This window comes from Fictibacillus phosphorivorans, from assembly GCF_001629705.1.
Classification (GTDB): Bacteria; Bacillota; Bacilli; order Bacillales; family Fictibacillaceae; genus Fictibacillus; species Fictibacillus phosphorivorans_A.
Window position 1 is genome coordinate 3,023,336 of the sequence record NZ_CP015378.1, and the last position, 24,472, is coordinate 3,047,807.

The window sequence follows — 24,472 nt, forward strand, 5'->3', positions numbered from 1 at the left end:
GAAATACCTTATTAGTGTTACATACCCTATTATAGAACAGAAAAAAAGTCCGATTCCAGAAAAAAAGGAATGCGAACTTTTTTAAATGTATCTATTTGTTTGATTTTAGGATGGATACGGCATCTTTATAATCTAGTTGATGCGATTCAGCTACCGCTTTGTATGTTACGAAACCATCTAATGTATTGATTCCTTTGAGCAGAGCTTCATTATCTAAACACGCTTGAACATAGCCTTTGTTTGCGATTTGAAGAGCATATGGTACGGTTACGTTAGTCAGACCGATCGTTGAAGTTCTCGGAACAGCGCCTGGCATGTTAGCTACTGCATAATGAAGTACACCATGCTTTTCATATGTTGGATTATCATGAGTGGTGATGCGGTCAACCGTTTCAAAGATTCCACCTTGATCAATAGCAACATCTACGATTACAGAACCGGGCTGCATGCCTTTAATCATCTCTTCGGTCACAAGCTTAGGTGCCCTAGCTCCCGGAATTAACACAGCCCCAATAACCAATGCTGATTCTTGAACGGCAAGAGCTATATTGAGTGGATTCGATATAAGCGTGTTGATCTCAACACCGAAAATATCATCAAGCTGACGAAGACGTTCCGGGTTTAAATCAATAATCGTAACATCCGCTCCAAGACCCATAGCGATCTTAGCGGCATTCGTCCCGACCACTCCGCCACCAATAACCGTTACTTTTCCACGTCTTACCCCAGGTATTCCACTTAAGAGGATACCTAACCCACCTTTAGGTTTTTCTAAGAATTGAGCACCGATCTGCGCCGACATTCTTCCTGCCACTTCACTCATCGGTGTAAGCAGTGGGAGTGTACCGTTCGGCAATTGAACCGTTTCGTACGCGATACCAACTACTTTATTATCCGTTAAAGCTTTTGTAAGTTCAGGCTCAGGCGCAAGATGTAAATAAGTGAAGAGAATTAGACCTTCTCGAAAAAAACAGTACTCTTCAGGTAGCGGCTCTTTTACTTTCATGACCATGTCCATCGACCATGCCTGAGTTGGTGTTTCTACAATCACACCACCAGCACTTTCGTATTCTTCATCTGTAAACCCTGATCCGATTCCAGCACCTTTTTGGATAAATACCTCATGACCTGATGCCACAAGATTCAACACACCCGCTGGTGTCATCGCTACACGATTTTCATTGTTTTTTATTTCAGTTGGTACTCCTATTTTCATGTTGTACCCTCCCTTAATTCACATGGAAATTTTTTCATTATTCTATAGTTAACATACCACCAAAAATTCAAAATAAAAAGTTGAATTTCATTAGAATATGAATATAGTCAAGACAGCTTTAAGGTGCCCTAAAAGGAAAAAGAACATTCTAATTTTTGGTTTTATGAAAAATACTGCCTTTGTTCGCAATTGTAATAACTTTTTTAGAACAAAAAAGGATAGCTCTGTAAAAGAGCTACCCTAATCTTGTGTTATGAAAGACTTTCTTCTTCATCAAGTTTTGTTCTTTGCTGCCCTTGATCTACTTTATCAACGATTCCGCTTTGATACGATTCTGTTATCTGCTGATGTACAGTCATCTCACCTTCAGCATCATATTCAAGCTGTTGATTAGGACGTTTTTCGTTTTCCATCTTTACTTTCCTCCTTCAAGCGCAAGACTTTAAACATAGTTTTTGTCTTACAAGGAAAGTTCATTTGAGCTAATTATTGGAAACGGCCATTTTTGATTGTGCTGCATCAATTTGTTGACGAACAGCTTCAAAGCCCGTTCCACCTTCAGAATTTCGTCTTTCTACTGCTGTTTTTGGAGACAGCGCGTCAAACAGATCATGTTCAACGAGCGGACACCATTCCTGATATTCATCCAGAGACACATCAAGAAGGTAGCAACCTTTTTGAATGCATTGAAGAACCATCTGACCCACTAATTCATGTGCTTCTCGAAATGGGATTCCTTTTTTTGCTAGATAATCTGCAAGCTCTGTAGCATTAGAAAAGTCTTGATGAACGGCCTTATTCATCTTATCCACATGAATTTTCACTTCGTTCATCATACCTGTCATGATGCTTAAACATCCTTTAACCGTTTTTACTGTATCAAAAACGGGTTCTTTGTCTTCCTGCATGTCTTTGTTGTATGCAAGTGGCAACCCCTTCATTAAGGTAAGCAGGGAGATCAAAGAGCCATATACTCTCCCGCTTTTCCCTCGAATTAGTTCAGCCATATCAGGGTTCTTTTTTTGCGGCATCATAGAGCTGCCTGTAGTGAAGCTATCACTGATCTCAATAAACCCGAATTCTTCTGAGGACCAAAGAATCAGTTCTTCACAAAAACGAGACAGGTGCATCATGATCATAGAAGCATTGCTACAGCATTCAATTGCAAAATCTCGATCACTTACAGCGTCTAAGCTGTTGAGATACTTATTTGCGAATCCAAGCTCGTTCATCGTGATGTTACGGTCGATATCAAACGTCGTTCCCGCTAGAGCTCCAGCACCAAGAGGCATGATATCACTGCGCTTTAGACTATCTTGAAGTCTTCCTTTGTCACGATCCAGCATCCAAAAATAGGCCAAAAGATGATGAGCAAATGAAACGGGCTGAGCACGCTGAAGATGCGTATACCCAGGGATGATCGTTTCTACATGTTCTTCAGCAAGATTCAACAATGATTTTTGCAATTCTTCAATATGAGCAATGATCAATAACGTTTCTTCCTTCACATAAAGGTGAAAATCTGTTGCCACTTGATCATTTCGACTTCTTGCTGTATGAAGCTTTCCGCCGTCCGGTCCAATTTTGTCTGTTAATAATTTCTCAAGGTTCAGATGAATATCTTCGTATTTAACGGAATACGTAAGTTCCCCTTCTTCCACTTCTGACTGAAGTGAAAGTAAACCATTCTTAATGTTTTCGTAGGAACTCTCGTCAATTATCTTACATTGAAATAACATCTTGGCATGAGCCAAACTTCCTTTAATGTCTTGACTGGCCAACTGCTGATCAAAAGAGATGGATGCTCCAAACTCATCTACCCATTCTTCAGGCTGTTTTGAGAAACGTCCTCCCCATAACTTTTTCACACTTTCACCTCATTTTTTTGAACCATGCTGCTAACTTTTGTAGGAAGTCCCCACAATGAGATGAATCCTTTCGCAGCTGTATGATCAAAAGCATCATCTGCTGTATAAGTGGCTAGTTTCTCGTCATAAAGGGAGAATGGTGATTTTCTTCCTTCAACGATCGCATGACCTTTAAAGAATTTAACACGTACTGTTCCTGTTACATGTTTTTGCGTTTCATCTAAAAAGGCTTTTAATGATGCCTGTAGCGGTGAGAACCATAAACCTTCATAAATCAGTTCAGTCATCTTCTTCTCAATGATCGGTTTAAAGTGAGCGACTTCTTTAACCAATGTAAGATCTTCAAGTTCTTTATGTGCTTTAATAAGCGTTGTTGCGGCTGGACACTCGTATACTTCACGGGATTTTATTCCTACTAATCTATTTTCAACATGGTCGATTCGTCCAACACCATGTGCGCCTCCCCATTCGTTCAACTGATTAATCAGAACATCTAGAGAAACATACTGACCATTCAGTGATACCGGGATGCCTTGTTCGAATCCGATTTCTACGATCTGGGGTTCATTTGGCGTATCCTCAAGAGCAACAGTCATTTCATATGCTTCTTCTGGTGGTGCAGCCCAAGGATCTTCCAAGATGCCACATTCATTGCTTCTTCCCCATAAATTTTGATCGATAGAGAACGGGTTTTCCTTTTTAATGGGAACAGGAATATCATGTTCTTTCGCATACTGAATCTCTTCTTCACGTGACCAGCTCCATTCACGAACCGGCGCAAGAACTTCAAGCTCTGGAGCGAGTGCCGCAACAGAAACTTCAAAACGTACTTGGTCGTTCCCTTTTCCGGTGCAGCCATGAGCAACGGCTGTAGCTCCAACTTTTTTAGCAGTTTCTACTAATTTTTTTGCGATCAACGGTCTGCTTAATGCAGAAATGAGAGGATACTTCCCTTCATACAATGCATGTGATTGTAGAGCTACTAATGCATATTCATCAGCGTATTCCTTTTGAACATCAAGTACGATCGATTCAGACGCTCCGATTGATAAGGCCTTTGATTGTATAAACGGAAGGTCCTTTCCTTCACCCACATCCAAGCATAATGCAATAACTTCGTATCCCTTGTCCGCTAGCCACGGAATCGCAACAGACGTATCTAATCCTCCAGAATAAGCTAAAACGACCTTTTTCCCCATAGTAAAATCTCTCCTTTTGTTATAGCCAAAAATGAATATTTACTTATTTTTATACATTTTTGTTTATAAAAATACCATTTATGATAGTTCATACTATAACAAAAACACTAATGGAATTGCAAGGTTATTCTTTAAAATGAATAAAAATTACATTCAACTTTTATCTACCATCCAACTCCCCCCTTTTGTACAATAGAAATAGAGGTGATTTCAATTGCAGAATGACTTTGTTTGGGATGATAGACTCGGAATCTTTGTTCCGAATTTAAATAAATCGTGGGAAAAGTACGATACATCCACTCAAGAAGCGATAATGTTGCATTGGGAAAAGATCAGAGGAAGAATTCCAGATCGAATCAGAGAGATCGAAGACACCATTAACAAGTTGCAAGACCAACTATCAACCGAAGAACATTTTGAGGTCTCTTGCGAACTGAACAACAAAATCGCGAGCCTCGCTTCAGTTATCAATGATCTTTGGCTATGGTACAGATTAAATCAGAGTATTACATCCAAGGCTCACGACTAAATGGGGAGTCATCACATAAAAATAAAGAGGATGCAAATGCATCCTCTTTATTTTTTCAACTGTTGAACAACATGTGACAGCTCGGGTATGATCAATTTTTCCATACCTAATTTTACAGCACCTGAAGAACCAGGAAGGGCAAATATGGCTGTACTATCCTTAACTCCTGCAACCGCTCTGCTTAGCATCGCACCAGAGCCGATGTCTTCTGTATAACTCAACATGCGAAATAGTTCACCAAAACCGGAGATCTCTTTATCAAATAGAGGCGTTAATGCTTCTATGGTCACATCCCTAGAAGCGATCCCTGTCCCTCCGTTAAAAAGGACAACATCAATGACTTCATTCTGGATGCCATATTCCATAGCCTCTTGTATGGATGAAATCTCATCTTTAACTATTTTGTACATAACAACTTTATGATTATTCTTTTCTAAAAAAGCATGTATCAACTTGCCGCTTTTATCTGTTTCTTCATTACGTGTATCGCTAACCGTTACAATCATGCATCTAACTACAGGTGGTGCTTGAGCTTTATGTTCTTTAACACTCATGGAAGTAACACCTTTTTCTTAATATTTTTCAAAAAGATATCTCTTTTGATAAAATTTGTGTGCAATCTCTGTTATTTTTCTCGACTGTTGGTAGTTCATGAAAGCACCGAGTGCCATTCCGAAAATCGGCAACCCTTGAGTTAATTTTTTTCGAAGAAGAAGAATCGCCATCAACTTCACAGCTTGCTGTATCGGATGTGACATCCATGAAACATCTGCGATTACATCTTTTCCCGCATAAAAAATCGGATCTTCTTCCTCCCTGATCTCAACCATCAGCTCGTCCCACTTTTCCTGTTGAAAACGCTTTGGCATCGTTGCTGCATGATACACCTTTAATGACCGCATCATTTCTGCAGGTCTTTGGATATCATAGCCATAGTGCATCGCGATAGATTGCACAGAACGTATCCCAAGAGCGACCATTGCAGGCAGGTCTGTTCCTAAGAAAAGAAGTCCTCCTGTACCTGCAAGCCCTCCTTGCGAAAAAGACAAGAGTCTGTTTCTTGCGATCTGCTGGTCTGCCATATACGATAACTGATCGATCGAACACTTTTTCAGATCTTCAATTTCATAGATATCGTCTCTAAAGACTCTTGCTTCAGACAATAATCGTTGCTTCGTGTCCATTTGAAATTGTGAATTTTGTATAAGAGCATGAATGTGAAAGAGCACAGAATCTACATATTCACCGACTGTCTCTTGCACCTCTTCCGGGAGGAGGTCCATCTGTTTTGTTGCCCATTTTTCATAAGTACGTCCAAAGTCTGTTGGTTCATATGTAAAAAATTCTTCTTCCCACGCCATAATTTCTTGCCAGATCTGTTCCTCACGCGCTGTTAATGCCATACATATCCTCCTTAAAACCTTTTAAATAGTGTAGTATAAATCACTCTTAAAGTAAAAATTCTGTTATGAGCGAACTATAGAAATGGATTTCTCCATTCCATCAGCAACGCATAATTAGACGATTCTTCATCCTCAATATAATTCGGGATAAGCATCAAAGGATTTCTTCCACAACGCAAAAGAAAGGAGATGACAGGATCATATAGCTTGCCGCTAATCACTTTGTCAGCATACTCTTCGGGAGTAAGACCATGTGAATGCTTTGAAAATCCCGGCATCCTACCCCCACCTAACACTCTCTGCAAATTAAGGTGGATGACTGTTTCGTACAAAGATTGCATAAGTAGCTTACCCAAATTTAATTTTCGATGTGATGGTCTTATACAAATATCCACAACATACAGTGTATTTCCGTATTTATCATGATTGGTGATGTAGCCGTTACTCGTTATCTCTTCCCACGTATGTTTTGGAAGTTCCTGATCATAATTCACGAGTAAACTTGTTATTGATCCAGCTATGACTCCATCGATTTCCACACAGAGAGCTCCATCTGGAAAAAGCGTGATATGGTTAAGTAACTGTTTTTCATTCCATAATAATTCTGGCGGAAACGGAGGAGGAAAGCTATCTTTTTGAATGGATAGGAGTTCAGCAAAATCTTTTTGTTCATAATTTCGAACGACAGCTTTTACATTTTGATTCTTCATGTAAAGATATTGTTCTTTTATGTACATGTTTCGGCCTCCATCTTTTAAAAGGTGAACGCTATTTTTTTGCTCATTAGATGGTTTACGCTAAACACCTCCATATTCCTCCTTTCAATTGCATATCTAAACATAAAAAAACAGCCTTTTCCAAAAGGAAAAGACTGTTTCTATCATTACATCGCATAGCGCATTGTATCACGCGCGATCATCACTTCTTCATTTGTAGGAATGACGATAACTTTTACTGGAGAGTGAGGGTAGCTGATGAATGCCTCTTTACCACGAACTTGGTTAAGAGCAGGATCCCAATATACTCCCATGAACTCTAATCCACGAAGTACGCGCTCACGGACAGCCGTACTGTTCTCACCGATACCAGCGGTAAAGATGATAGCGTCAATACCAGCCATTCTCGCTGCATAAGATCCAATATATTTATGGATTCGGCTAGCAAAAACTTCTAAAGCTAGTTCAGCACGCTCGTTCCCTTTTTCTGCTTCACTTTCAATATCACGAAGGTCAGAAGAGAAGCCAGAAACACCAAGCATTCCACTCTTGTTGTTCAATACATTGATTACTTCTTCAGCACTTTGACCTGTTTTTTGCATGATATAAGGAATCAATGACGGGTCAATGTTACCAGAACGAGTTCCCATCGTAACTCCTGCTAAAGGTGTGAAGCCCATAGATGTATCAATTGACTTTCCACCTTCGATTGCTGCAATACTTGCACCGTTACCTAAGTGGCATGATAAAAGACGGAGTTGTTCAACCGGGCGTCCAAGAAGCTCGGCAGCACGCTCTGAAACATACTTATGACTTGTTCCGTGGAAACCGTATTTACGAATACCGTACTCTTCATAATACTCGTAAGGAAGGCTGTATAAGAACGATTTTTCAGGCATGGACTGATGAAAAGCTGTATCAAAAACAGCAACTGCAGGTACGTTAGGCAGTACATTTTTGAAAGCTTTGATTCCAACAACATTTGCAGGGTTGTGTAATGGAGCAAGGTAAGAAATCTCTTCGATTTCATGTAAAATCTCATCTGTGATTAGAACAGAGTCGTTAAACTTCTCTCCACCATGCACAACACGATGACCGATTCCTTCAATCTCTTCAAGTGAAGAAATAATATTATGTTTTACTAATTTATCTAAAAGCATAGATACTGCTTCTGAATGATCTTGGATATCTTTAATTTCTTTTACTTTTTCACCATCAACTTCAATCGTGAAAACTGAGTCGTTTAATCCGATACGTTCTACAAGTCCTTTAGTCAGTACTACTTCTTCAGGCATTTGAAGCAACTGAAATTTCAAGGACGAGCTTCCGGCGTTAATTGCAATAATTTTAGCCAAAATAGCCATCTCCTTCATATTCAATGAAATAGTAGGATATGATCCCACTTCCATCTCACTTGAAACTTAATCCTTCCTTATTTAAACATTGACCTTTATTAATATCAAGGTTGTAAAACGCTTACACCTTATATTCATGCAATTCAGACTTGAATCCGTTTGCAATTCCATTAAAAAAACAGCATAGGTTAGACCCACGCTGTTATTTTTCACGTTCCCACTCTGTTTTAAACCACTCATTAATCTGTTCCATCACATTTCCTAAACCATTTTTATTTGAGAAAGATGGAAGCTGAGCTAGCATAGCTTGTTTAGGCTTTATTGAACCTTCACCATTCTTTTGAAGAATCAGGATACTCTTGGCATGTACAGCTGACTTGAATAAGGATTCAGGTAACTGAAGTAGACCTAGGACGGCTACGGTTTCTTTCATCCAATTCTTGAACAGATCCGCTTGTTCACTTTCAAAAATGTTGTTTGGCACGATAAAAATACCAATGCCTGAATCTTTCAAATGATGAACGGCCTGCTCAATAATCAAGTGATGAGCATAAGTATGTCCTTCTTTTTCGTGAACTTTAAAGGCTTTAGCCGCTTCATCATCTGGATAATACCCTACAGGCAAGTCGGCTACAACAACATCAACAGGATCTGCATAAAGTGGTTTGATCACATCTTGGTGAAAGAGCTCTACTTTATGTTTTTGGATATTCGCATTGACCCACGCTAAACGTAAAAGCGTTTCGTCCACTTCTACACCGAATGATACACACTCTTTGTCCTTCAACTGGTTCATAACAGCTGTTAGCAAATTTCCTGAACCGACTACAGGATCTAATAACGTGAGACCTTCGGATTTACTCATAAATTTTTGAACGAGATATCCTGCAAAAAGTGCAACGGCATCAGGTGTCATCGCATGATGAGGCTGAACAGCTTCTTTCATGCCTTTTAGTACGGCTAACTGAAAAGCTTTGCGCGTTTCTTCTTTACCAAATTCTGTAACGTTCACTTTTTTGTATTCATCTGTTAATACAGCAGTTAATTCTTTCGGGTATTCTTTTGGTATCTCTTGAAAGAACAGGTTTTCTCCTGATTCAACAAGAGCATCTAAATAAGGCAGTTCAAGTTTATCCTTAATTGCCGTTGCTGTGTTGTCAAGAACAACAAATAGCTTTTCTACATCTTTAAAAGAACTCATATATCGCTTCCTCCTAAGTTTTCACAGGAAACATTTTAGCAAATTACATAGAACATATACAATCATTAACTTCTATTGTTCGTAAAATGAAGGCGGTGAGCAGGAAGATGAACAAAAAAATCTCCGGTAGATGAAGGCTTTACCGGAGATGTGAGAATGCTTATTTTGCTGCTTTAGCTGCTTCGATCGCTGCTTCGTAATTCGGGTGGCTCGTAACTTCATCTACATATTCTACATACGTAACTTTATCAGAGCTATCAATTACAAATACAGAGCGCGCTAGAAGACGAAGTTCCTCGATCGCAACACCATATGCTTTACCGAATGAAAGATCACGGTGATCGGATAGAGTTTGAACGTTTTCAATTCCTGCTGCAGCACACCATCTTTTTTGTGCAAAAGGCAAGTCCACTGAAACTGTTAAGACTTTAACGTTATCAAGCTTAGACGCTTCTTCATTAAAACGACGCACTTCTGCATCACATACGCCTGTGTCAACTGAAGGAACAGCAGCGATCAAACGTACACTTCCTTTTGAATCTGCAAGACTAACTTCAGACATGTCGTTTGCCAACACTTTAAAATCTGGAGCTTGGTCCCCTACCTTTACTTCATTTCCTAGCAATGTGACTGGTTTTTCTTTAAATGTTACAGCCATGATCATACTCCTCCTTTAAGAAATAAATTATGTACTTTCCCTTTCATCTTAAAGCAACCCAGAAAAAAAAGCTAACGAGATGTTAGCTTTTTTAAAACTCATGTGTTTGAGTGCTTGATGACCCATGATTTTGTTTATTCTTATTCATGAGATGTTGTAGCTTGTCTATCACACCAGGTGCTAAGTCTAAGATTCTTTCGTAAAGGTGCGTACTGTTATCAAGGTGGATCGTCTTTATTCCTGTATTACTTACGACTAGGAACGCGATCGGAGTGATTGAAACTCCGCCTCCACTACCTCCACCAAAAGGCATTTCCTTTGATTGGCTTGATGACCCTTGTTGTGTAGATGAATTACGTGATTCTTCCTGGCCGCCGAACTCACTTCCACCTGCAGCAAAACCGAATCCTACTTTCGATACAGTAAGAATAACACTGCCATCCGGCGTCTCTACAGGATCACCAATAATCGTATTTACATCGATCATTTCTTTTAAGTTTTCCATCGCGGTTTTCATTAAACCCTGGATTGGATGTTCACTCATTTTTTACATGCCTCCAGTCATATATTCAGAATTCACCTTAGTCGAACGACTTACCATTCGCCAGGACTTTAAGATTTTTAACATAACGACAATAGCATGCCCGATTTTAAATGAAATCATACAAGAAAACCGCGTTTCACTATGCATACCTTGAAAAACGGGAACAACGGTTATATTCGGTGATTCTTCAAGTTTAAAAAACGTATTCAGCACTTGTATGGCTATTCCTTTAAACCCCCAAACTGTCCCAGCAGCTATGGCTGATGAAGAAGCTTCACCAAGTCCGATCGCACTATGCCATTCTACTTTTTTCACTCTCATCTTCTTCAAAAATGCGGCGAGTATACGGTAAAAATGGTTGATATGCTTAAGCATCTGATTAAATGATCGATATTGTTTTTTAATCTGTGAGAACGTGATTTTCTTCTTTTCTTTTTTCTGTCCGAGCGTCGATTGTTTTTCTTCCCTGATCTTTACGGAATGATCTTCAGCATCTACCATGATCAGAGGCACATTCAGTTTATATTTTAAGAAACGATACATCTTAAAATTGACCTGGATGTTACTATTATCATTTCGATGAACGAAATAAACGGAAATGTGAATCGTTGAAATACTTATCACGATAAATAAAATTAAAAAAATACCGATTAAAATTGCAACCCAAACCATACATGCTCTTCCCTTCTGTTATCTCTTCATTATGGGCAGAGGTCATTCAATCTAAACGTTATGAAGTCTGTTACAATAGAATTAAGAATTCGAATGCAGGACTCAGAACAAAATAGTGAAGCAGATTTATTTAAGGGAGGAAGGCATTATGGCTGTTCGCAATAAAATTTTCTTTTTTTACAAAAAGGAAGAACGTACTCTAGAGAAGATCCAATCATTACTTTCCTTAGCCATAACAGAGGGATTCGAAGTTGTAGAAGACGAAAAAGAAGCAAACATCATTGCTAGTATCGGTGGTGACGGGACCTTCTTACAAGCAGTTCGTAAAACAGGCTTCAGAGATGATTGTCTGTATGTGGGAGTCAGTACACTCGAGAATGAATTTTATTGTGATTTTCATATTGACGATCAAGCGGGTATGATTGAAGCGATGAAAAACGAACAAGTTGAAGTTAGAAAGTATCCTGCTCTATCAGTAAACATTGATGGACAAGGGTCATTTTTTTGCTTAAACGAATGTTCTCTTCGTTCTTCTATTATCCGAACTCTTGAGATCGATGTCTTTATTGATGATTTGTATTTTGAAACCTTTCGTGGTGACGGAATGATCATTTCTACCCCTACAGGCAGTACGGCTTATAATAAATCAGTCAGCGGTGCAGTTGTTGACCCGATGCTTGCCTGCTATCAAATCAGTGAGCTCGCTTCATTAAATAACAATCATTATCGCACTCTAGGTTCATCATTTATTCTCAGTGATAACCGTAAGATGACATTAAAGATCAAGCATGATAACAGCCATTACCCGATTATCGGTATGGACAACGAGGCAATGAGCATTAAACATTGTGAAACCTTACATTTTGAGCTCACGAGCAAAAGAATTAAGACTGTAAAATTAAAAGACAATTCTTTCTGGCATAAAGTAAAAAGAAGCTTTTTATAAGGTATATAAAGAAAACAGCTTGCATCCTTTCTGCAAGCTGTTTTCTTCTAATTATGCTATGTTATTCTCTTGTGTGTTTTCATAGACGATATCACCGTCAACAATCGTGAATACAACCTTTGAATCTAAGATTTCATCTTCTGAAACTTCAAAAAGATCCCGGTCTAAGACAGTAAAATCAGCGAAGTATCCTTCTTTAATAATCCCTTTAACATCCTCTTGCATGATGGCAGAGGCACTACCGATTGTGTATAAAGATATCGCTTCAAACATCGTTAATTTTTGTTCTGGAACATATCCTTCATGATGCTCTCCTGGTTTTCTTCGGGTAACCGCTGCAAATATACCCAGAAGCGGATTCACCGGTTCAATTGGAGCGTCAGAGCCACCTGCACAAATCAATTGTTCATCGAGCAATCTTCTGAAAGGAAACGCATTTGAAATTCGATCCGTACCGAGTCGTTCGATCAACCATGGAAAATCTGATGCTACAAATCCCGGTTGTAAATCTAATATGACAGGTAGTTGCTTCATATCAGCAATCAAATTATCATCTACAAGTCCCACATGAATAAGACGATCTCTGCCTTCTGTTGCCGGGTTGCTCTTTATCGCTTCAATCGTTTGTCTCAATGCCATATCACCAATCGTATGTACAGCTACATTCATATGATGCTCTCTCGCTTTTTGAACAAGTTGGGCAAGTTTACTATCAGTATGAATCGATACACCAGATGTTTCAGGAGCATCGTTGTAAGGTTGAGATAGCCAAGCAGTTCGACCACCAAAAGCTCCATCAGCAAATATCTTTAAAGCTCCATACTCTACAAAGGGCAACTCATATTCCTTTTTAACATGTTCGAAGTCTTCAAACGCTTCATGATGCACCAATAGATGCGCACGAAACTTAATCTCTTCTCCATCAATGACAGATTTATAAGCGCTCAAGGGTCTTTCAACATACCCGTAATAGCTTAAGTCTTCCGAATGCCCTCCTGTTAATCCTAGTGAAAGCAAATGTTTGATAGAGGTCCTTAAGGCAGTATTCAAATAGTTCTGTGAACCTTCTGGCACAACTTTTTTTACAAGTTCTGCGGCACTATCATGTAACAGCCCTGTTGCTTCTCCATCAGTATCTCTTACGATAATTCCACCTGGTGGATCGATCGTATCCTTTGTAATACCAGCCAATTCTAAAGCTCTCGTATTAGCTAAAAATGCATGACGACACACTCTGGATAAAAGTACAGGGCGTCCTCCTGAAATATCATCTAGTTCTTGTCTATGAAAAATCTTACGGTCGATAAAATTGTTCTCATTCCACCCTTCTCCGAGCAACCATTCATCAGCTGTAAGATTATTTGCTTTCTCTCGTAAAGCATGCTCCATCTCTTCAGCAGTATTCATTTCTGAAAGATCAAGTTTTATCAATTTTTCACCGTGACCGATCAAATGCAGATGACTGTCTACAAAACCTGGATACATCACATATCCTTTTAAATCAACTTTTTTCGTAATATGCTCGCTAAACATTTCTAATAAGTCTTTTTCCGTGCCGGTTTTAATAATTCTGCCGTCTTCTACGTAAACAGCTTCAATATGCTCACCTTCATTAACCATCGTATAGATTTTCCCGTTAAAAAAGAGCGTCCCCAATTGATTTGACCACCTTTTCCAATCATCTTTTTACAGTAGTATAACGTAAAAACCAAACAAAAAAGCAGATAAAGAATCTGCTTTTCTTTAAAACATCATCTTGTTTTAGATGCTTCTAACTGACGCAGCTCGATACGTCTGATCTTTCCTGAGGTTGTCTTAGGAAGATCATCCACATATTCAATCGATCTAGGGTATTTATACGGTGCCGTAAGTTCTTTTACGTGTTCTTGAAGCTCTTTTGTTAGAACATCGTTATTTGCTGTTTGATCTCGTAAAACAACAAACGCTTTAACAATATGACCGCGTATTTCATCCGGGCTTGCTACTACGGCACATTCTTTTACAGCAGGATGCTTTACGAGGGCATCTTCTACTTCAAAAGGACCGATCGTATAGCCTGATGAGATGATAATATCGTCACCTCTGCCTTCAAACCAAAAATAACCTTCAGCATCTTTCTTCGCTTTATCACCCGTAACATAATAGTCGCCACGGAAAGCCATCATCGTTCGATCTCGGTCTTTGTAATATTCTTTAAACAGAGCAGGGCAATTTTTATGAACCGCAATATCACCAACTTCTCCAGCAGCCACAGGTTTTCCGTTCTCATCAATTACGTCAACATCGTTTCCAGGCGTTGGTTTACCCATCGAACCTGGCTTGATCTCCATACCTTCCATCGTACCAACTAATAACGTATTTTCTGTTTGGCCATATCCATCACGCACTTTAATGTTGAAGTATTTTTCGAATGTATCGATCACTTCTCGGTTTAACGGTTCGCCAGCGGATACAGCGCTCCTTAGTTGTGGTAACTTATATTGATTCAAATTATCTACCTTTGCCATTAAACGATACTCTGTTGGTGTACAACATAAAACAGAGATCTGTTGATCTTGCAAAAGCGTTAAATATTTTTTCGGGTCGAACTTCCCTTGATAAACAAAACCAGTTGAACCTGTGCCTAATGTTGATAAGAATGGACTCCAGATCCACTTCTGCCAACCTGGTCCAGCAGTTGCCCAAACCTTATCATCTTCTGAAATATTGAGCCAGCTTTTAGCAGCTGTACGAATATGAGCATATGCCCATCCGTGTGTATGTACGACACCTTTAGGCTGGCCTGTTGTACCAGAAGTGTAGGACAAAAAAGCCATATCATCTTTTGCTGTTTCAGGAGCCTTGTAGGAAACGCTTACATTATTCGTGATCGCATGTAAGCTTAACCAATTTTCTGTCTCCCCGTTCGCACTGATTTTATATGTAAGAGTAGGTAAGTCGTCTTTGATCTCATTAACTTGCTCTGTAAAGCGGTAATCAGCAATAATCGCTTTAGCTTCACTATGTTGGACACGGTAGCTCAGATCCTTAGCTCGTAACATTTCTGAACATGGAATAACAGAAATTCCAGCTTTCAAACAAGCAATATATACCGCATACGTTTCGATCAGTCTCGGCATGATGATCAGAACTCTATCACCTTTAGCCAGTCCAAGCTCTTCAAATGAATTCGCAATCTGATTCGCTCTGTCAAGGAGGTTCTTATAGGTGATCTCCTCTGTAACGCCTTGTTCATCCATCCAGATTAACGCTTTTTTCTCTGGATTTAAAGCATACTTTTCCATTTCTTCTGTTAAGTTATAAATGCTAGGAGCTATCAAATTCATTTCTTTCACCCTTTCAATTCATGTTGTTCTTTACCATTATAATATATTTTAGAAAATTTTTAAAATTTAGTCATATATGAACAAAAATAAAAGGAGCGGGGACAACCCGCTCCGTTAGCCATTACTATTTATTTAGAGTATCCACCTAGAGCTTGAGCTACTAGACGCTTAGTGATTTCTCCACCTACAGATCCGTTAGCACGTGCAGTTGAATCTGGTCCAAGGTTTACACCGAATTCAGAAGCGATTTCATACTTCATTTGGTCTACAGCTTGTTGTGCACCTGGTACTACTAATTGGTTTTGGTTTGCCATGTTGTTTCACCTCCTTTGTACTAATAAGATGTGTCTAAATGGCCGATTCAATTCTTGGAAATTGTTGTGTGTGTTGCCATTTTAGGATATTAGTTATGAAGAAGGCTTTGAAAGTTGTTGATTTCTGATTACACTTGCTCGCTTTTCTGGATGAACTGTGAGCTCACTTTTGAGCTGACCGCTCAGCACCCCTCCAATCAACTTGTAAAGAAGAGACAATCCAAATGCAAAAGCTTCAGTCCTAAATATGAGGATTAAAAAAAGCCTACACATTGTGCAGACTTTTGTTGCTATAATTTAATTTCTTTAATAATAAATTGCTATATCAACGTGTTTCTGTTGACCTTTTCTTCATTGACTAGTTGATTGGAGTGTAAGGTGCGAGACTCCTGCGGGACAGGTGGGCAGGTGAGACACTTAAGAGTGAAACGTACGAATGTGGCTCACCGCCTGCCCCGCGGAAAGCGAGCAACCTGAAACGGAGATCAACTACTTTCAAGAACTAACAATATATTAACAAAACACGCAAAAAATGCCTTTAGAGCAAATCATCAAACGTTTCGTCCGTTGATTTCCCTTCTTCAAGAATCAACGTTTCAACATCATTAACTGCTTCTTCAATCAACTCTTCAAGGTTCTCAATATTTTTTTCAAAACGAATAGCTTTCTCACGCTTCGGCTTAGTCTTAGGTGCAGAAGGCAAGAATATCGTACAACAATCCTCGTAAGGGCGGATTGAAATATCGTATGTTCCGATTCTATGCGATATATTCATGATCTCAAGCTTATCCATCGTAATAACTGGACGAAGAATCGGCATGTTTGTTACTTCATTAATCGCATACATGCTGTGCATCGTTTGACTTGCAACTTGGCCGAGGTTCTCTCCGTTTGCGATAGCCATCGCATGGTTGTTCTCTGCTAATCTTTCAGTAATTCGTAGCATGACCCTTCTCATGATCGTCATGCTATAACTAGAAGGAATCTTATCTTTGATCGTTTGTTGAATTTTTGTAAAAGGAACAACATGAAGCTTGATCTTGCCCCCACTGTAGCGAGTAAGCTCTTGCGTCAGATCAATTACTTTTTGCTTTGCACGTTCACTTGTAAAAGGCGGACTATGGAAATGAACCCCTTCAATTCGAACGCCGCGTTTCATCGTCAAATAACCCGCTACTGGACTGTCGATTCCTCCTGAAAGCATAAGCATCGCCTTACCGCCAACACCGATTGGAAGACCGCCAGCACCTTCAAACGATTTAGAGCTAATGTAAGTTCCTGTATCTTTAACTTCCACTTTTACATTTACATCCGGATTATGAACATCTACCGTTAAGCCTTCTGTGTTCCTTAAGAGATATCCACCAACTTCTTGGTTAAGCTGCATGGAATTAACAGGGAAAGATTTTAAAGAGCGTTTACCTGTAACTTTAAAGGTCTTTTTTCCTTCGATCGCTTCATTAAGAGCGATTAACGCTGCTTTCTGAATGGCTTCTAAATCATTTTCAGCTCTTACTGCTAAACTAATCGAATGGATACCGAAAATATCCTGAAGTGATTTAACGATAGGCTCGTAAGACTGTCCGTTTAATTCAATAACAATTCGGTCGAAATGTTTTGACATATTCAGTCCTTGAAACGGTCGCATTTTTCTTTTCACCGTTTCAAATAGCTGTGATTCGAAATGTCTTCTGTTTTTTCCTTTCAATGATAACTCACCATAACGTACGACTAAATGATCATATATCATCTTTATTACCTCATTACCTTTTTAATATTTAATAGTTCTTCTTTAATTACCTTTATAGCTTTTTCTGCTTCTTTCAATGAATTCCCATAGGAAGTACTCAATCGAATAGCTGTTGAAGCACGATTTTCTCCTAATCCCATCTCTAGAAGGATGCGGCTAGCTCCTCCTTGTTTTGATGAGCATGCAGATCGAGTAGATACATACACATCTCTCTTATCAAGGGAATGGATCAGCACTTCTGGTTTGATACCCTTCACTGAAAAATTAATAATATGAGGAGCTGAGTACTTCATAGAAGTATTGATGTCAATTCCATCTATGGAACGTAACTCTTCGATTAAGAACTGCTTGATCTCAAATAAATTTTCTTTCTTTTCCTTACTCTCTTGAAGAATTAACCTTAACGCTTTTGCCATAGCTACAATACCTGCAACATTTTCAGTTCCGGCTCTTTTTTTTAATTCTTGTTCTCCACCAGTGAATAAAGAAGAGATACTTACTCCGTTCTTGACGAATAGAATACCATTTCCTTTTAGACCGTGAATTTTATGTGCAGATATGGTGCATAAATCAATTCCCCACTCTTTAAGTGGAAGATCAACCTTACCGACACCTTGAACATTGTCGACATGAAAAAAAATCTTCGGGTGTTCTTTCAAGATTTTACCTATCTCTTGAATAGGTTGTATCGTTCCTGTTTCATTATTGACATGAATAAGTGAAACAAGTATCGTATCTGGCCGGATCGAACGCTCAAGATCTTCTAATGAGATCAAACCATCTTGGTCCACTGGGAGATACGTTATTTCAAAACCTTGTGATTCTAGATATTGAAAGGACTCATGACTCGATGCATGCTCAACAGAAGAGGTTATAAGGTGTTTACCTCGATTTTGATGTTGAAAAGCTATACCCTTAATCGCTATATTATTGCCTTCTGTACCACCAGAGTTAAAAACCACTTCAGATGAAGCAACCTCCAATAACTGAGCAATTGACTTTCTTGCTTGCCCAAGCAACTTTTCCGCTTCTCCTCCCTTTGAGTGAAGAGAAGATGGATTGGCAAAATACTTTTCTGACACCGTTACGAACGTATCCAAAACTTCCTTATAAGGTTTTGTTGTTGCACTATTATCCAAATAAATCATGTTGAATCCTCCAATTTTCCATTCCAACCGTTCTAAACACACATTTCATTATCATACCATAATTTAGCTATCGTGCACATTATCACATAGCTCCTAGTTTTTGTTAATACCGTGGAAGAAATTTCTTCTAAACAGAAAAAAAAACTGCAGGAAATGAATCCTTACAGTTTTTATACATGTGATTTTAAGTTAATTTCCATCTCTTTAAGGATTCCAGGTCTAACACTTTCTATAGCAGAAGCTGCAATCTCAAGAGCATCTTCATATTGATAATTTCGAAAAGCGATCTCAGCTTCAATCAAACGAACAGATACAGATTGATAAGAACTTCTAAACCTGTTTCCGTATTGAATAAGCTTCTCTGCTAAAAAAGCATTCTCAATCATCTTAGACGTTTCATCATAGCCTTCGTTCACTGCTTCATGCGCTTTGTTAAGTACGTAAGAGACATCTGACATTTCCAGAGGTTTCTCATCCAGTTTTTTTGAAACTTCAATGATATATTCTTCAGCTTTCCCGATGGTAATTAAGTAATGTTCCGGTAATCCTGGAAGGTTGCTCTTTTGTACCATTCTTCTCGCTTCAAGAAGTTTCTTCCTAAGTTCTCTTAAGCTTTGTTTTGTCTCAAGCTCATCTTTTCTTAAGTTATGAAGCATTTCTTCATACACTTTCTGTGAACGCTGCAGTTCTTCCATCTGCTTTTGCATCTCTTCCATCATCTCACGAATAACAGAATAAGATTCTCTTTTTTCTTCAATTGAATCTTCAATAATTAAGAAACGGCTTTGTAGCTTATGAAAGAGTTTTTCTATCTTCTTTTGCATCTCTGCTTCGTTCTGCTCGATCAAGTAAGTAGAAGAAACAATTTGAGTTTCTTGCTTTAAGTTCTCGATTCTATCATGAAGATCTTGAATATTAGTATCAAAGATTTCTCTTTCACTCATTACAAATTGTTTGGAGTGCACTTCGTTCTCAAGCATTTCATATAACTGATCCATTTTTTGAATCGTTTCATCCATATCTTTTTGAGCACTTTCAAGCTCTAGTTCAAGGACTTTGTTCAGGGCTTTATCGTTAAGGTCTTTTAAAGAACTAATCTCTTTTTCAATGCCAATATGGTGAAGAACATAACCTTGCTGTTCCATCTCTGTAAAACCTGTACTTAATTCTTTAAGTGAATTAGGGATATCAGATTGAAGGATCACCAGTAGTTCAGGAACACCTTGCATCTTCGTTCTACAATCAGAGATACGATTCAAACTCTCTACAAGCCTTTGTCTAGCTTCTAGATGGCTTCCTTGGACAGTTAATGATTCAAAGGTTTCAAACAAAGCTTTTATCTCGTCGAGTTCTTTATCAAAGATGGGTGCTGTCTGGCCTAAAGCACGTATATGTGTTAAATAGTATTTCTTTGTTTCTTGAAGCTTTTCTTTCGCTTCAACAATCTCTTCTCGATTTAGTTCCTCACTCGTAACTAACTCATTGATCTCAGAAGTAATCTCTTTAATCCTCATATCGATCTTATCTAATGACTGACTAACACCAGCTAAAATGGACTTAGCTTTTTTAAAACGGTACTTATCGGTATATTCTTCGGCATCAAACAAGTCTTCTTCTAAATTAGGAAGTTGAGTCGTTACCATCTCATCCCATTCTTGACGCCACATTTCAAACTTCTCTTCCGTTTCACCAATCATCGCCATACCCTTAACTTTTGAAATTTCTTCTGTTAATGGGCGATTCATAATTTGCATCTTCCATGCTTCAAGTCGGTCTATTTCTTTATATACCCTTCGTCGTGACATGGCACCGTACAGGATCAATGCTAGGAATGTAACGATGGCAATGACTATGTATATCATCAGAGGCACCCTTTCTATCTGTTCAAATTTCTATATTGTCTTTATTATGTATTCGTATGTTTAAATCGCTTTAACGATCTAATTTAGTTTTTATTATATAAAATTGCAGTTTAATGCTTTTATGATAACATGTAAACAAACATTTGACGCAAAAAAAATGCATAATCTGATAATTTTTTTCCAATTTAATGAAGATTTTGTCGAAAGGAGGAGTAAGAAAGTTGTACTTTGATGGACATGTACACACGCCCTTTTGTCCTCATGGGTCTACAGACACGTTTGAGATGTATATCGAAAGAGCTATCTCTTTAGGTATGAAAGGTATGACCTTTACAGAGCATGCCCCTCTCCCTCAAACATTTGTTGATCCTGCTCCCACGAAAGACAGCAGCATGACACATGAACAATTAGGAAAATACTTCGATACTTTGAGGGAACTTAAGAAGTACTATAGAAGTAAAATTGAAATTTTTACAGGTTTAGAGGTCGATTTTATTGATGGCTACGAAGAGGAGACAAATACGTTTCTGAAAGAAGTTTGGCCAGAGCTCGATGATGCCATTTTATCTGTCCATTTTCTAAAGGTTAAAAATAATTACTTCTGCATGGATTATGATGAGAACGTATTTAGAGATTTGATCGAGCAATCCGGCAGCCTCTCTGCCGTCTACTCACTATACTTTCAGACGGTAAAAAAATCGATCACTCATTCATTTGGAAAGTACCAGCCAAGACGGATTGGACATATGACATTAGCGAAGAAATTCCAGTCTCTATTTCCTAGCAATTTTTCCTATAATAATGAAGTAGAAGAAATCTTAACGGTATTGTCTGAACGTAATATGTATCTGGATTATAATGGAGCAGGTGCTGTTAAGCCATACTGTTTGGAGCCATATCCATCCAATTGGATTATAAAAGAGGCACAAAAAAGAAAAATCCCTCTTGTCTATGGATCTGATGCCCACAGCGCTAAGGGACTCGGTCAAGGATTGGATCAATTCGTATCAACAGCAACATTAACTTCCCCACTTCTCCTGAATAGAGCCGAATAAAGGCTTTTGAACAGCAGACAGTAGGGGATTTTTTCTTTCTGAGATGCAAACACATTTATCAAACCAGTTCATCATCCATTTTTTATATGGCTGGATGAACGTTTCTGTTTCTGCACTTATCTGATACACCTCAGCCAAATAAAGAGGGTGTAAAAAAGGAAGCATCATCATATCTTTGAATTGAATGGTTAAAAAGTCCACTGGCTGCCTTCTGAACTCTTTTTTCTTCATTCCTTTTTCGAACAAGGTTTGTAAAAAGTACTTTTCCTTAACTAAGTAAGTAGACATGAGTTCACGGACCAATGTTGAATCAAGCGTCATCTCCCGATATACAAAACGTGCAAGAGGAAGGTTTCGCTGTTGATAGATCAATAACGCTTCTACTACTTCAATAAAGCTTCCTTTAACCGTTGGAGAGCTGGATGTGTGATAGATGATTTCAATTCTTCTAATATAGCCTTCAAAAAATGAAGTGATCAACTCTTCTAGAAGACCTTTCTTTCCTCCATAATGGTACGAAATTAAAGCGATGTTCACACCTGCTTTTTTGGCTATCTGTCTAATGGTCGTTCCTTTAAACCCTTGACTAGTAAAAAGAGCAATCGCTGCCTCTGCTATTTTCAGTTTCGTTTCCATCGGATCTGTCTTCATTTTCTTCCACCGTCCTTCCCTCTTGTATAAAATTCTTGGGCGAGAGACATAAACCTTTAATAATCGCTCGACAAATAAGGGCTTTTGAGTGTATAGTTCAACATTATTTGATAGGATAGAGTAAACAATTTATCAGGTTTGGAGGAATCTTGATGTTTTCCGTTCAGCAATATAGCACAGATAGAAATGAGGGGTATTCTCTTCTATTGAAACAACTTTCTGCTTTACTAGAAGGTGAAACAAATGCGACTGCGAACCTTGCAAACGCATCTGCTCTTTTAAATCAATTTTTAGACAGAGTAAACTGGGTTGGTTTTTATACATTTGAAGAAGAGACGAACCAATTAGTACTTGGACCCTTTCAAGGACTTCCAGCTTGTGTAAGGATTCCTCTTGGAAGAGGAGTATGCGGAACTTCCGCTCAAAATCAAGAAACGTTAGTCGTAAAAGATGTCCATGAGTTCCCTGGTCATATTGCTTGTGACGCAGCTTCTCAATCCGAAATCGTCGTCCCATTAGTTAAAGATGGAAAGTTGCTAGGCGTTCTAGATATTGATAGTCCTGAAAAAGCAAGATTTGATGAGATTGATCAAGAGAACTTAGAAAAGTTTTGTGAGGTTTTACTTCGATATATCTAGATTCTCATTACATTAAAGAAGCCCTGCGCTGTCATCAGCGCAGGGCTTCTTTATATTAGAGTAAATCTAAACTTTGGTTGATGTCCTCCCAAATATCTTCCCAAGCTTCTAAACCAACCGATAAGCGTAGAAGCTGATCACTGATACCCATCTGAATTCGATTCTCCTCAGGTACGACAGCATGTGTCATTGTAGCAGGATGTTGGATGAGTGTTTCAGCATCACCAAGACTAACAGCGATCTTAATGAGTTTTAAATGGTTCATAAATTTTTGAGCGACGGCTTTATCTCCTTTAATCTCAAAGCTGATGAGCCCCCCAGCGTTCAACATCTGTTTATTCGCAAGCTCATATTGAGGGAAATCAGGATCACCCGGATACAGAACTCGATTTACGCTAGGATGTTTCTTTAACAAGTCTGCAAGTTTCTTTGCATTCTCACAATGACGGTCCATTCGTACAGGAAGAGTCTTAATTCCTCTTAATAGCAGCCAAGCATCAAATGGAGACATGACTCCTCCAATATCCTTTTGAGTCGTCATTGCTAGGTGACTCATCATTTCTTGCTTCCCTACCGCTAGACCTCCGATTACATCACCGTGACCACACAAATATTTCGTGGCACTATGCAAAACAATATCGCAGCCTAATTCAAGTGGACGTTGAAGATATGGCGATGAAAATGTATTATCGACTACAACTGGAATATTAAATTCTTTTGCTATTCTTGCCACCATACTTAGATCAACAAGTTTCATGGTAGGATTTATCGGAGATTCAATGTAGATGACTGTAGTATGATCATTGATCGCTGAGCGTATCGATTCCTCATCGTTCATCGGATGAAAATTATGTGTGATATGATATTTTTCTTCCATAAGCTGAAGCAAGCCAAAAGTACACCCATATACTCCTTCTGAACAGAGAATATGGTCTCCCGTTTTCGTTAAGCCGAGCAGAATAGCTGAAACTGCTGCCATACCCGAACCAAACGCTAGACCTTTTTCCCCTTTTTCCATTGCTGCAATCCGCTCTTCTAACATGGCAACGGTAGGATTGCTTAATCTTGAATAGATATAACCCTCCTCCTCGCCTGCAAATCGTGCAGCACCCGTTTCCGCGCTATCAAAAACAAAAGTTGAAGTTTGAAAAATAGGAGGAGCTAGACTTCCATTATGCTGCTCTGCGTTATACCCCTTATGAATCACATCTGTTTCAAAGCGTTTTGTATCCATTTTTACTTCTCCTTTGAAGGCAATATAAAATGTAAGCGCTTTCTTATTTATATCATATATGAATTTTAATGCTTTTACAATTTGTCCCTAAAAATGTTTTCATGTATATGGCGATCGGGTTGACATCAAATAGCAAAAAAGCTTATACTATTCTTTGTGTAAAATAAGCGGCACTATGTCCATCATC

General features: G+C 38.7%; 24 protein-coding genes. 4 read left to right on the top strand and 20 right to left on the bottom strand.

What is annotated here, in order from left to right:
• Positions 1–91 precede the first annotated feature (91 nt).
• From ald to ABE65_RS15595, 4 genes are all read right to left on the bottom strand, one after another.
• Entirely contained in the window at positions 92–1,216 is a 1,125-nt protein-coding gene (gene ald, locus ABE65_RS15585) for an alanine dehydrogenase (RefSeq protein ID WP_066396807.1), read from the bottom strand.
• Between the two features lie 251 nt (positions 1,217–1,467).
• Positions 1,468–1,629, bottom strand: coding sequence for a hypothetical protein (locus tag ABE65_RS21920; protein ID WP_153237671.1), 162 nt, complete (start codon positions 1,627–1,629; stop codon positions 1,468–1,470).
• 69 nt (positions 1,630–1,698) lie between these two features.
• The gene (gene argH / locus ABE65_RS15590) at positions 1,699–3,084 is read right to left on the bottom strand and encodes an argininosuccinate lyase (RefSeq protein WP_066396809.1); all 1,386 of its coding nucleotides are present in this window, start codon (positions 3,082–3,084) and stop codon (positions 1,699–1,701) included.
• Positions 3,081–4,283 (bottom strand): argininosuccinate synthase, encoded by a 1,203-nt coding sequence (locus ABE65_RS15595; protein ID WP_066396811.1) that lies wholly within the window; start codon positions 4,281–4,283, stop codon positions 3,081–3,083. Before ABE65_RS15595 ends, argH begins: the two co-directional genes overlap by 4 nt.
• A 214-nt stretch (positions 4,284–4,497) precedes the next feature.
• Here ABE65_RS15595 and ABE65_RS15600 point away from each other — a divergent pair, with 214 nt between their 5' ends.
• Positions 4,498–4,812 (top strand): hypothetical protein, encoded by a 315-nt coding sequence (locus tag ABE65_RS15600; protein WP_066396814.1) that lies wholly within the window; start codon positions 4,498–4,500, stop codon positions 4,810–4,812.
• A 47-nt stretch (positions 4,813–4,859) separates the two neighbouring features.
• On the opposite strand, the gene ABE65_RS15605 is transcribed toward ABE65_RS15600, so the two are convergent.
• The 8 genes from ABE65_RS15605 to ABE65_RS15640 form a co-directional block, all read right to left on the bottom strand.
• Positions 4,860–5,366: a MogA/MoaB family molybdenum cofactor biosynthesis protein gene (locus ABE65_RS15605; RefSeq protein ID WP_066396815.1), complete on the bottom strand. Its 507-nt coding sequence runs from the start codon at positions 5,364–5,366 to the stop codon at positions 4,860–4,862.
• A gap of 18 nt (positions 5,367–5,384) precedes the next feature.
• Positions 5,385–6,215, bottom strand: coding sequence for an EcsC family protein (locus ABE65_RS15610; RefSeq protein ID WP_066396817.1), 831 nt, complete (start codon positions 6,213–6,215; stop codon positions 5,385–5,387).
• Positions 6,216–6,289: 74 nt separating this feature from the next.
• Complete coding sequence (locus tag ABE65_RS15615) at positions 6,290–6,952, bottom strand: GNAT family N-acetyltransferase (RefSeq protein ID WP_066396818.1); 663 nt, start codon at positions 6,950–6,952, stop codon at positions 6,290–6,292.
• Between the two features lie 146 nt (positions 6,953–7,098).
• Positions 7,099–8,286: an acetate kinase gene (locus ABE65_RS15620; protein WP_066396819.1), complete on the bottom strand. Its 1,188-nt coding sequence runs from the start codon at positions 8,284–8,286 to the stop codon at positions 7,099–7,101.
• 202 nt (positions 8,287–8,488) lie between these two features.
• Entirely contained in the window at positions 8,489–9,487 is a 999-nt protein-coding gene (locus tag ABE65_RS15625; protein WP_066396820.1) for a class I SAM-dependent methyltransferase, read from the bottom strand.
• 160 nt (positions 9,488–9,647) lie between these two features.
• A complete protein-coding gene (gene tpx / locus ABE65_RS15630) occupies positions 9,648–10,148 on the bottom strand; it encodes a thiol peroxidase (protein WP_066400246.1) in 501 nt (166 codons plus the stop codon).
• Positions 10,149–10,236: 88 nt separating this feature from the next.
• Complete coding sequence (ytfJ, locus tag ABE65_RS15635; protein ID WP_066396827.1) at positions 10,237–10,689, bottom strand: GerW family sporulation protein; 453 nt, start codon at positions 10,687–10,689, stop codon at positions 10,237–10,239.
• Between the two features lie 3 nt (positions 10,690–10,692).
• Entirely contained in the window at positions 10,693–11,361 is a 669-nt protein-coding gene (locus tag ABE65_RS15640; protein WP_066396830.1) for a DUF2953 domain-containing protein, read from the bottom strand.
• A gap of 148 nt (positions 11,362–11,509) precedes the next feature.
• Here ABE65_RS15640 and ABE65_RS15645 point away from each other — a divergent pair, with 148 nt between their 5' ends.
• Positions 11,510–12,307 (top strand): NAD kinase, encoded by a 798-nt coding sequence (locus tag ABE65_RS15645; RefSeq protein WP_066396832.1) that lies wholly within the window; start codon positions 11,510–11,512, stop codon positions 12,305–12,307.
• Between the two features lie 51 nt (positions 12,308–12,358).
• Here ABE65_RS15645 and ABE65_RS15650 read toward each other — a convergent pair whose 3' ends face one another.
• From ABE65_RS15650 to ezrA, 6 genes are all read right to left on the bottom strand, one after another.
• Complete coding sequence (locus ABE65_RS15650; RefSeq protein ID WP_156499189.1) at positions 12,359–13,963, bottom strand: amidohydrolase; 1,605 nt, start codon at positions 13,961–13,963, stop codon at positions 12,359–12,361.
• Between the two features lie 95 nt (positions 13,964–14,058).
• Positions 14,059–15,633 (bottom strand): acyl-CoA synthetase MbcS, encoded by a 1,575-nt coding sequence (gene mbcS, locus ABE65_RS15655; protein ID WP_066396834.1) that lies wholly within the window; start codon positions 15,631–15,633, stop codon positions 14,059–14,061.
• Between the two features lie 128 nt (positions 15,634–15,761).
• On the bottom strand, positions 15,762–15,947 hold the full coding sequence (locus tag ABE65_RS15660) for an alpha/beta-type small acid-soluble spore protein (protein ID WP_066396835.1): 186 nt from the start codon (positions 15,945–15,947) through the stop codon (positions 15,762–15,764).
• A 538-nt stretch (positions 15,948–16,485) separates the two neighbouring features.
• Positions 16,486–17,697, bottom strand: a complete 1,212-nt coding sequence (gene thiI, locus ABE65_RS15665) for a tRNA uracil 4-sulfurtransferase ThiI (RefSeq protein ID WP_066396837.1) — start codon at positions 17,695–17,697, stop codon at positions 16,486–16,488.
• A gap of 5 nt (positions 17,698–17,702) precedes the next feature.
• Complete coding sequence (locus ABE65_RS15670) at positions 17,703–18,845, bottom strand: cysteine desulfurase family protein (RefSeq protein WP_066396839.1); 1,143 nt, start codon at positions 18,843–18,845, stop codon at positions 17,703–17,705.
• Positions 18,846–19,015: 170 nt separating this feature from the next.
• Entirely contained in the window at positions 19,016–20,707 is a 1,692-nt protein-coding gene (gene ezrA, locus ABE65_RS15675) for a septation ring formation regulator EzrA (protein ID WP_066396840.1), read from the bottom strand.
• 221 nt (positions 20,708–20,928) lie between these two features.
• Between ezrA and hisJ the strand changes: the two genes are divergently transcribed.
• A complete protein-coding gene (gene hisJ, locus ABE65_RS15680) occupies positions 20,929–21,762 on the top strand; it encodes a histidinol-phosphatase HisJ (RefSeq protein WP_231887812.1) in 834 nt (277 codons plus the stop codon).
• Here hisJ and refZ read toward each other — a convergent pair.
• Positions 21,727–22,413, bottom strand: a complete 687-nt coding sequence (gene refZ / locus ABE65_RS15685) for a forespore capture DNA-binding protein RefZ (RefSeq protein ID WP_066396843.1) — start codon at positions 22,411–22,413, stop codon at positions 21,727–21,729. The two genes, hisJ and refZ, sit on opposite strands and share 36 nt — an antisense overlap.
• 152 nt (positions 22,414–22,565) lie before the next feature.
• Between refZ and ABE65_RS15690 the strand changes: the two genes are divergently transcribed.
• Positions 22,566–23,051, top strand: coding sequence for a GAF domain-containing protein (locus ABE65_RS15690; protein WP_066396845.1), 486 nt, complete (start codon positions 22,566–22,568; stop codon positions 23,049–23,051).
• A 55-nt stretch (positions 23,052–23,106) separates the two neighbouring features.
• Here ABE65_RS15690 and megL read toward each other — a convergent pair whose 3' ends face one another.
• On the bottom strand, positions 23,107–24,285 hold the full coding sequence (gene megL, locus ABE65_RS15695) for a methionine gamma-lyase (RefSeq protein WP_066396848.1): 1,179 nt from the start codon (positions 24,283–24,285) through the stop codon (positions 23,107–23,109).
• Positions 24,286–24,472 lie beyond the last annotated feature (187 nt).

What these genes read in the sequence shown, in the direction of transcription:
- ald (WP_066396807.1), bottom strand. Translation starts at nt 1,216, where the DNA reads ATGAAAATAGGAGTACCAACTGAAATAAAAAACAATGAAAATCGTGTA.
- ABE65_RS21920 (WP_153237671.1), bottom strand. Translation starts at nt 1,629, where the DNA reads ATGGAAAACGAAAAACGTCCTAATCAACAGCTTGAATATGATGCTGAA.
- ABE65_RS15595 (WP_066396811.1), bottom strand. Translation starts at nt 4,283, where the DNA reads ATGGGGAAAAAGGTCGTTTTAGCTTATTCTGGAGGATTAGATACGTCT.
- ABE65_RS15605 (WP_066396815.1), bottom strand. Translation starts at nt 5,366, where the DNA reads ATGAGTGTTAAAGAACATAAAGCTCAAGCACCACCTGTAGTTAGATGC.
- ABE65_RS15610 (WP_066396817.1), bottom strand. Translation starts at nt 6,215, where the DNA reads ATGGCATTAACAGCGCGTGAGGAACAGATCTGGCAAGAAATTATGGCG.
- ABE65_RS15615 (WP_066396818.1), bottom strand. Translation starts at nt 6,952, where the DNA reads ATGTACATAAAAGAACAATATCTTTACATGAAGAATCAAAATGTAAAA.
- ABE65_RS15625 (WP_066396820.1), bottom strand. Translation starts at nt 9,487, where the DNA reads ATGAGTTCTTTTAAAGATGTAGAAAAGCTATTTGTTGTTCTTGACAAC.
- ytfJ (WP_066396827.1), bottom strand. Translation starts at nt 10,689, where the DNA reads ATGAGTGAACATCCAATCCAGGGTTTAATGAAAACCGCGATGGAAAAC.
- ABE65_RS15640 (WP_066396830.1), bottom strand. Translation starts at nt 11,361, where the DNA reads ATGGTTTGGGTTGCAATTTTAATCGGTATTTTTTTAATTTTATTTATC.
- ABE65_RS15645 (WP_066396832.1), top strand. Translation starts at nt 11,510, where the DNA reads ATGGCTGTTCGCAATAAAATTTTCTTTTTTTACAAAAAGGAAGAACGT.
- mbcS (WP_066396834.1), bottom strand. Translation starts at nt 15,633, where the DNA reads ATGAATTTGATAGCTCCTAGCATTTATAACTTAACAGAAGAAATGGAA.
- ABE65_RS15660 (WP_066396835.1), bottom strand. Translation starts at nt 15,947, where the DNA reads ATGGCAAACCAAAACCAATTAGTAGTACCAGGTGCACAACAAGCTGTA.
- thiI (WP_066396837.1), bottom strand. Translation starts at nt 17,697, where the DNA reads ATGATATATGATCATTTAGTCGTACGTTATGGTGAGTTATCATTGAAA.
- ABE65_RS15670 (WP_066396839.1), bottom strand. Translation starts at nt 18,845, where the DNA reads ATGATTTATTTGGATAATAGTGCAACAACAAAACCTTATAAGGAAGTT.
- ezrA (WP_066396840.1), bottom strand. Translation starts at nt 20,707, where the DNA reads ATGATATACATAGTCATTGCCATCGTTACATTCCTAGCATTGATCCTG.
- refZ (WP_066396843.1), bottom strand. Translation starts at nt 22,413, where the DNA reads ATGAAGACAGATCCGATGGAAACGAAACTGAAAATAGCAGAGGCAGCG.
- ABE65_RS15690 (WP_066396845.1), top strand. Translation starts at nt 22,566, where the DNA reads ATGTTTTCCGTTCAGCAATATAGCACAGATAGAAATGAGGGGTATTCT.
- megL (WP_066396848.1), bottom strand. Translation starts at nt 24,285, where the DNA reads ATGGATACAAAACGCTTTGAAACAGATGTGATTCATAAGGGGTATAAC.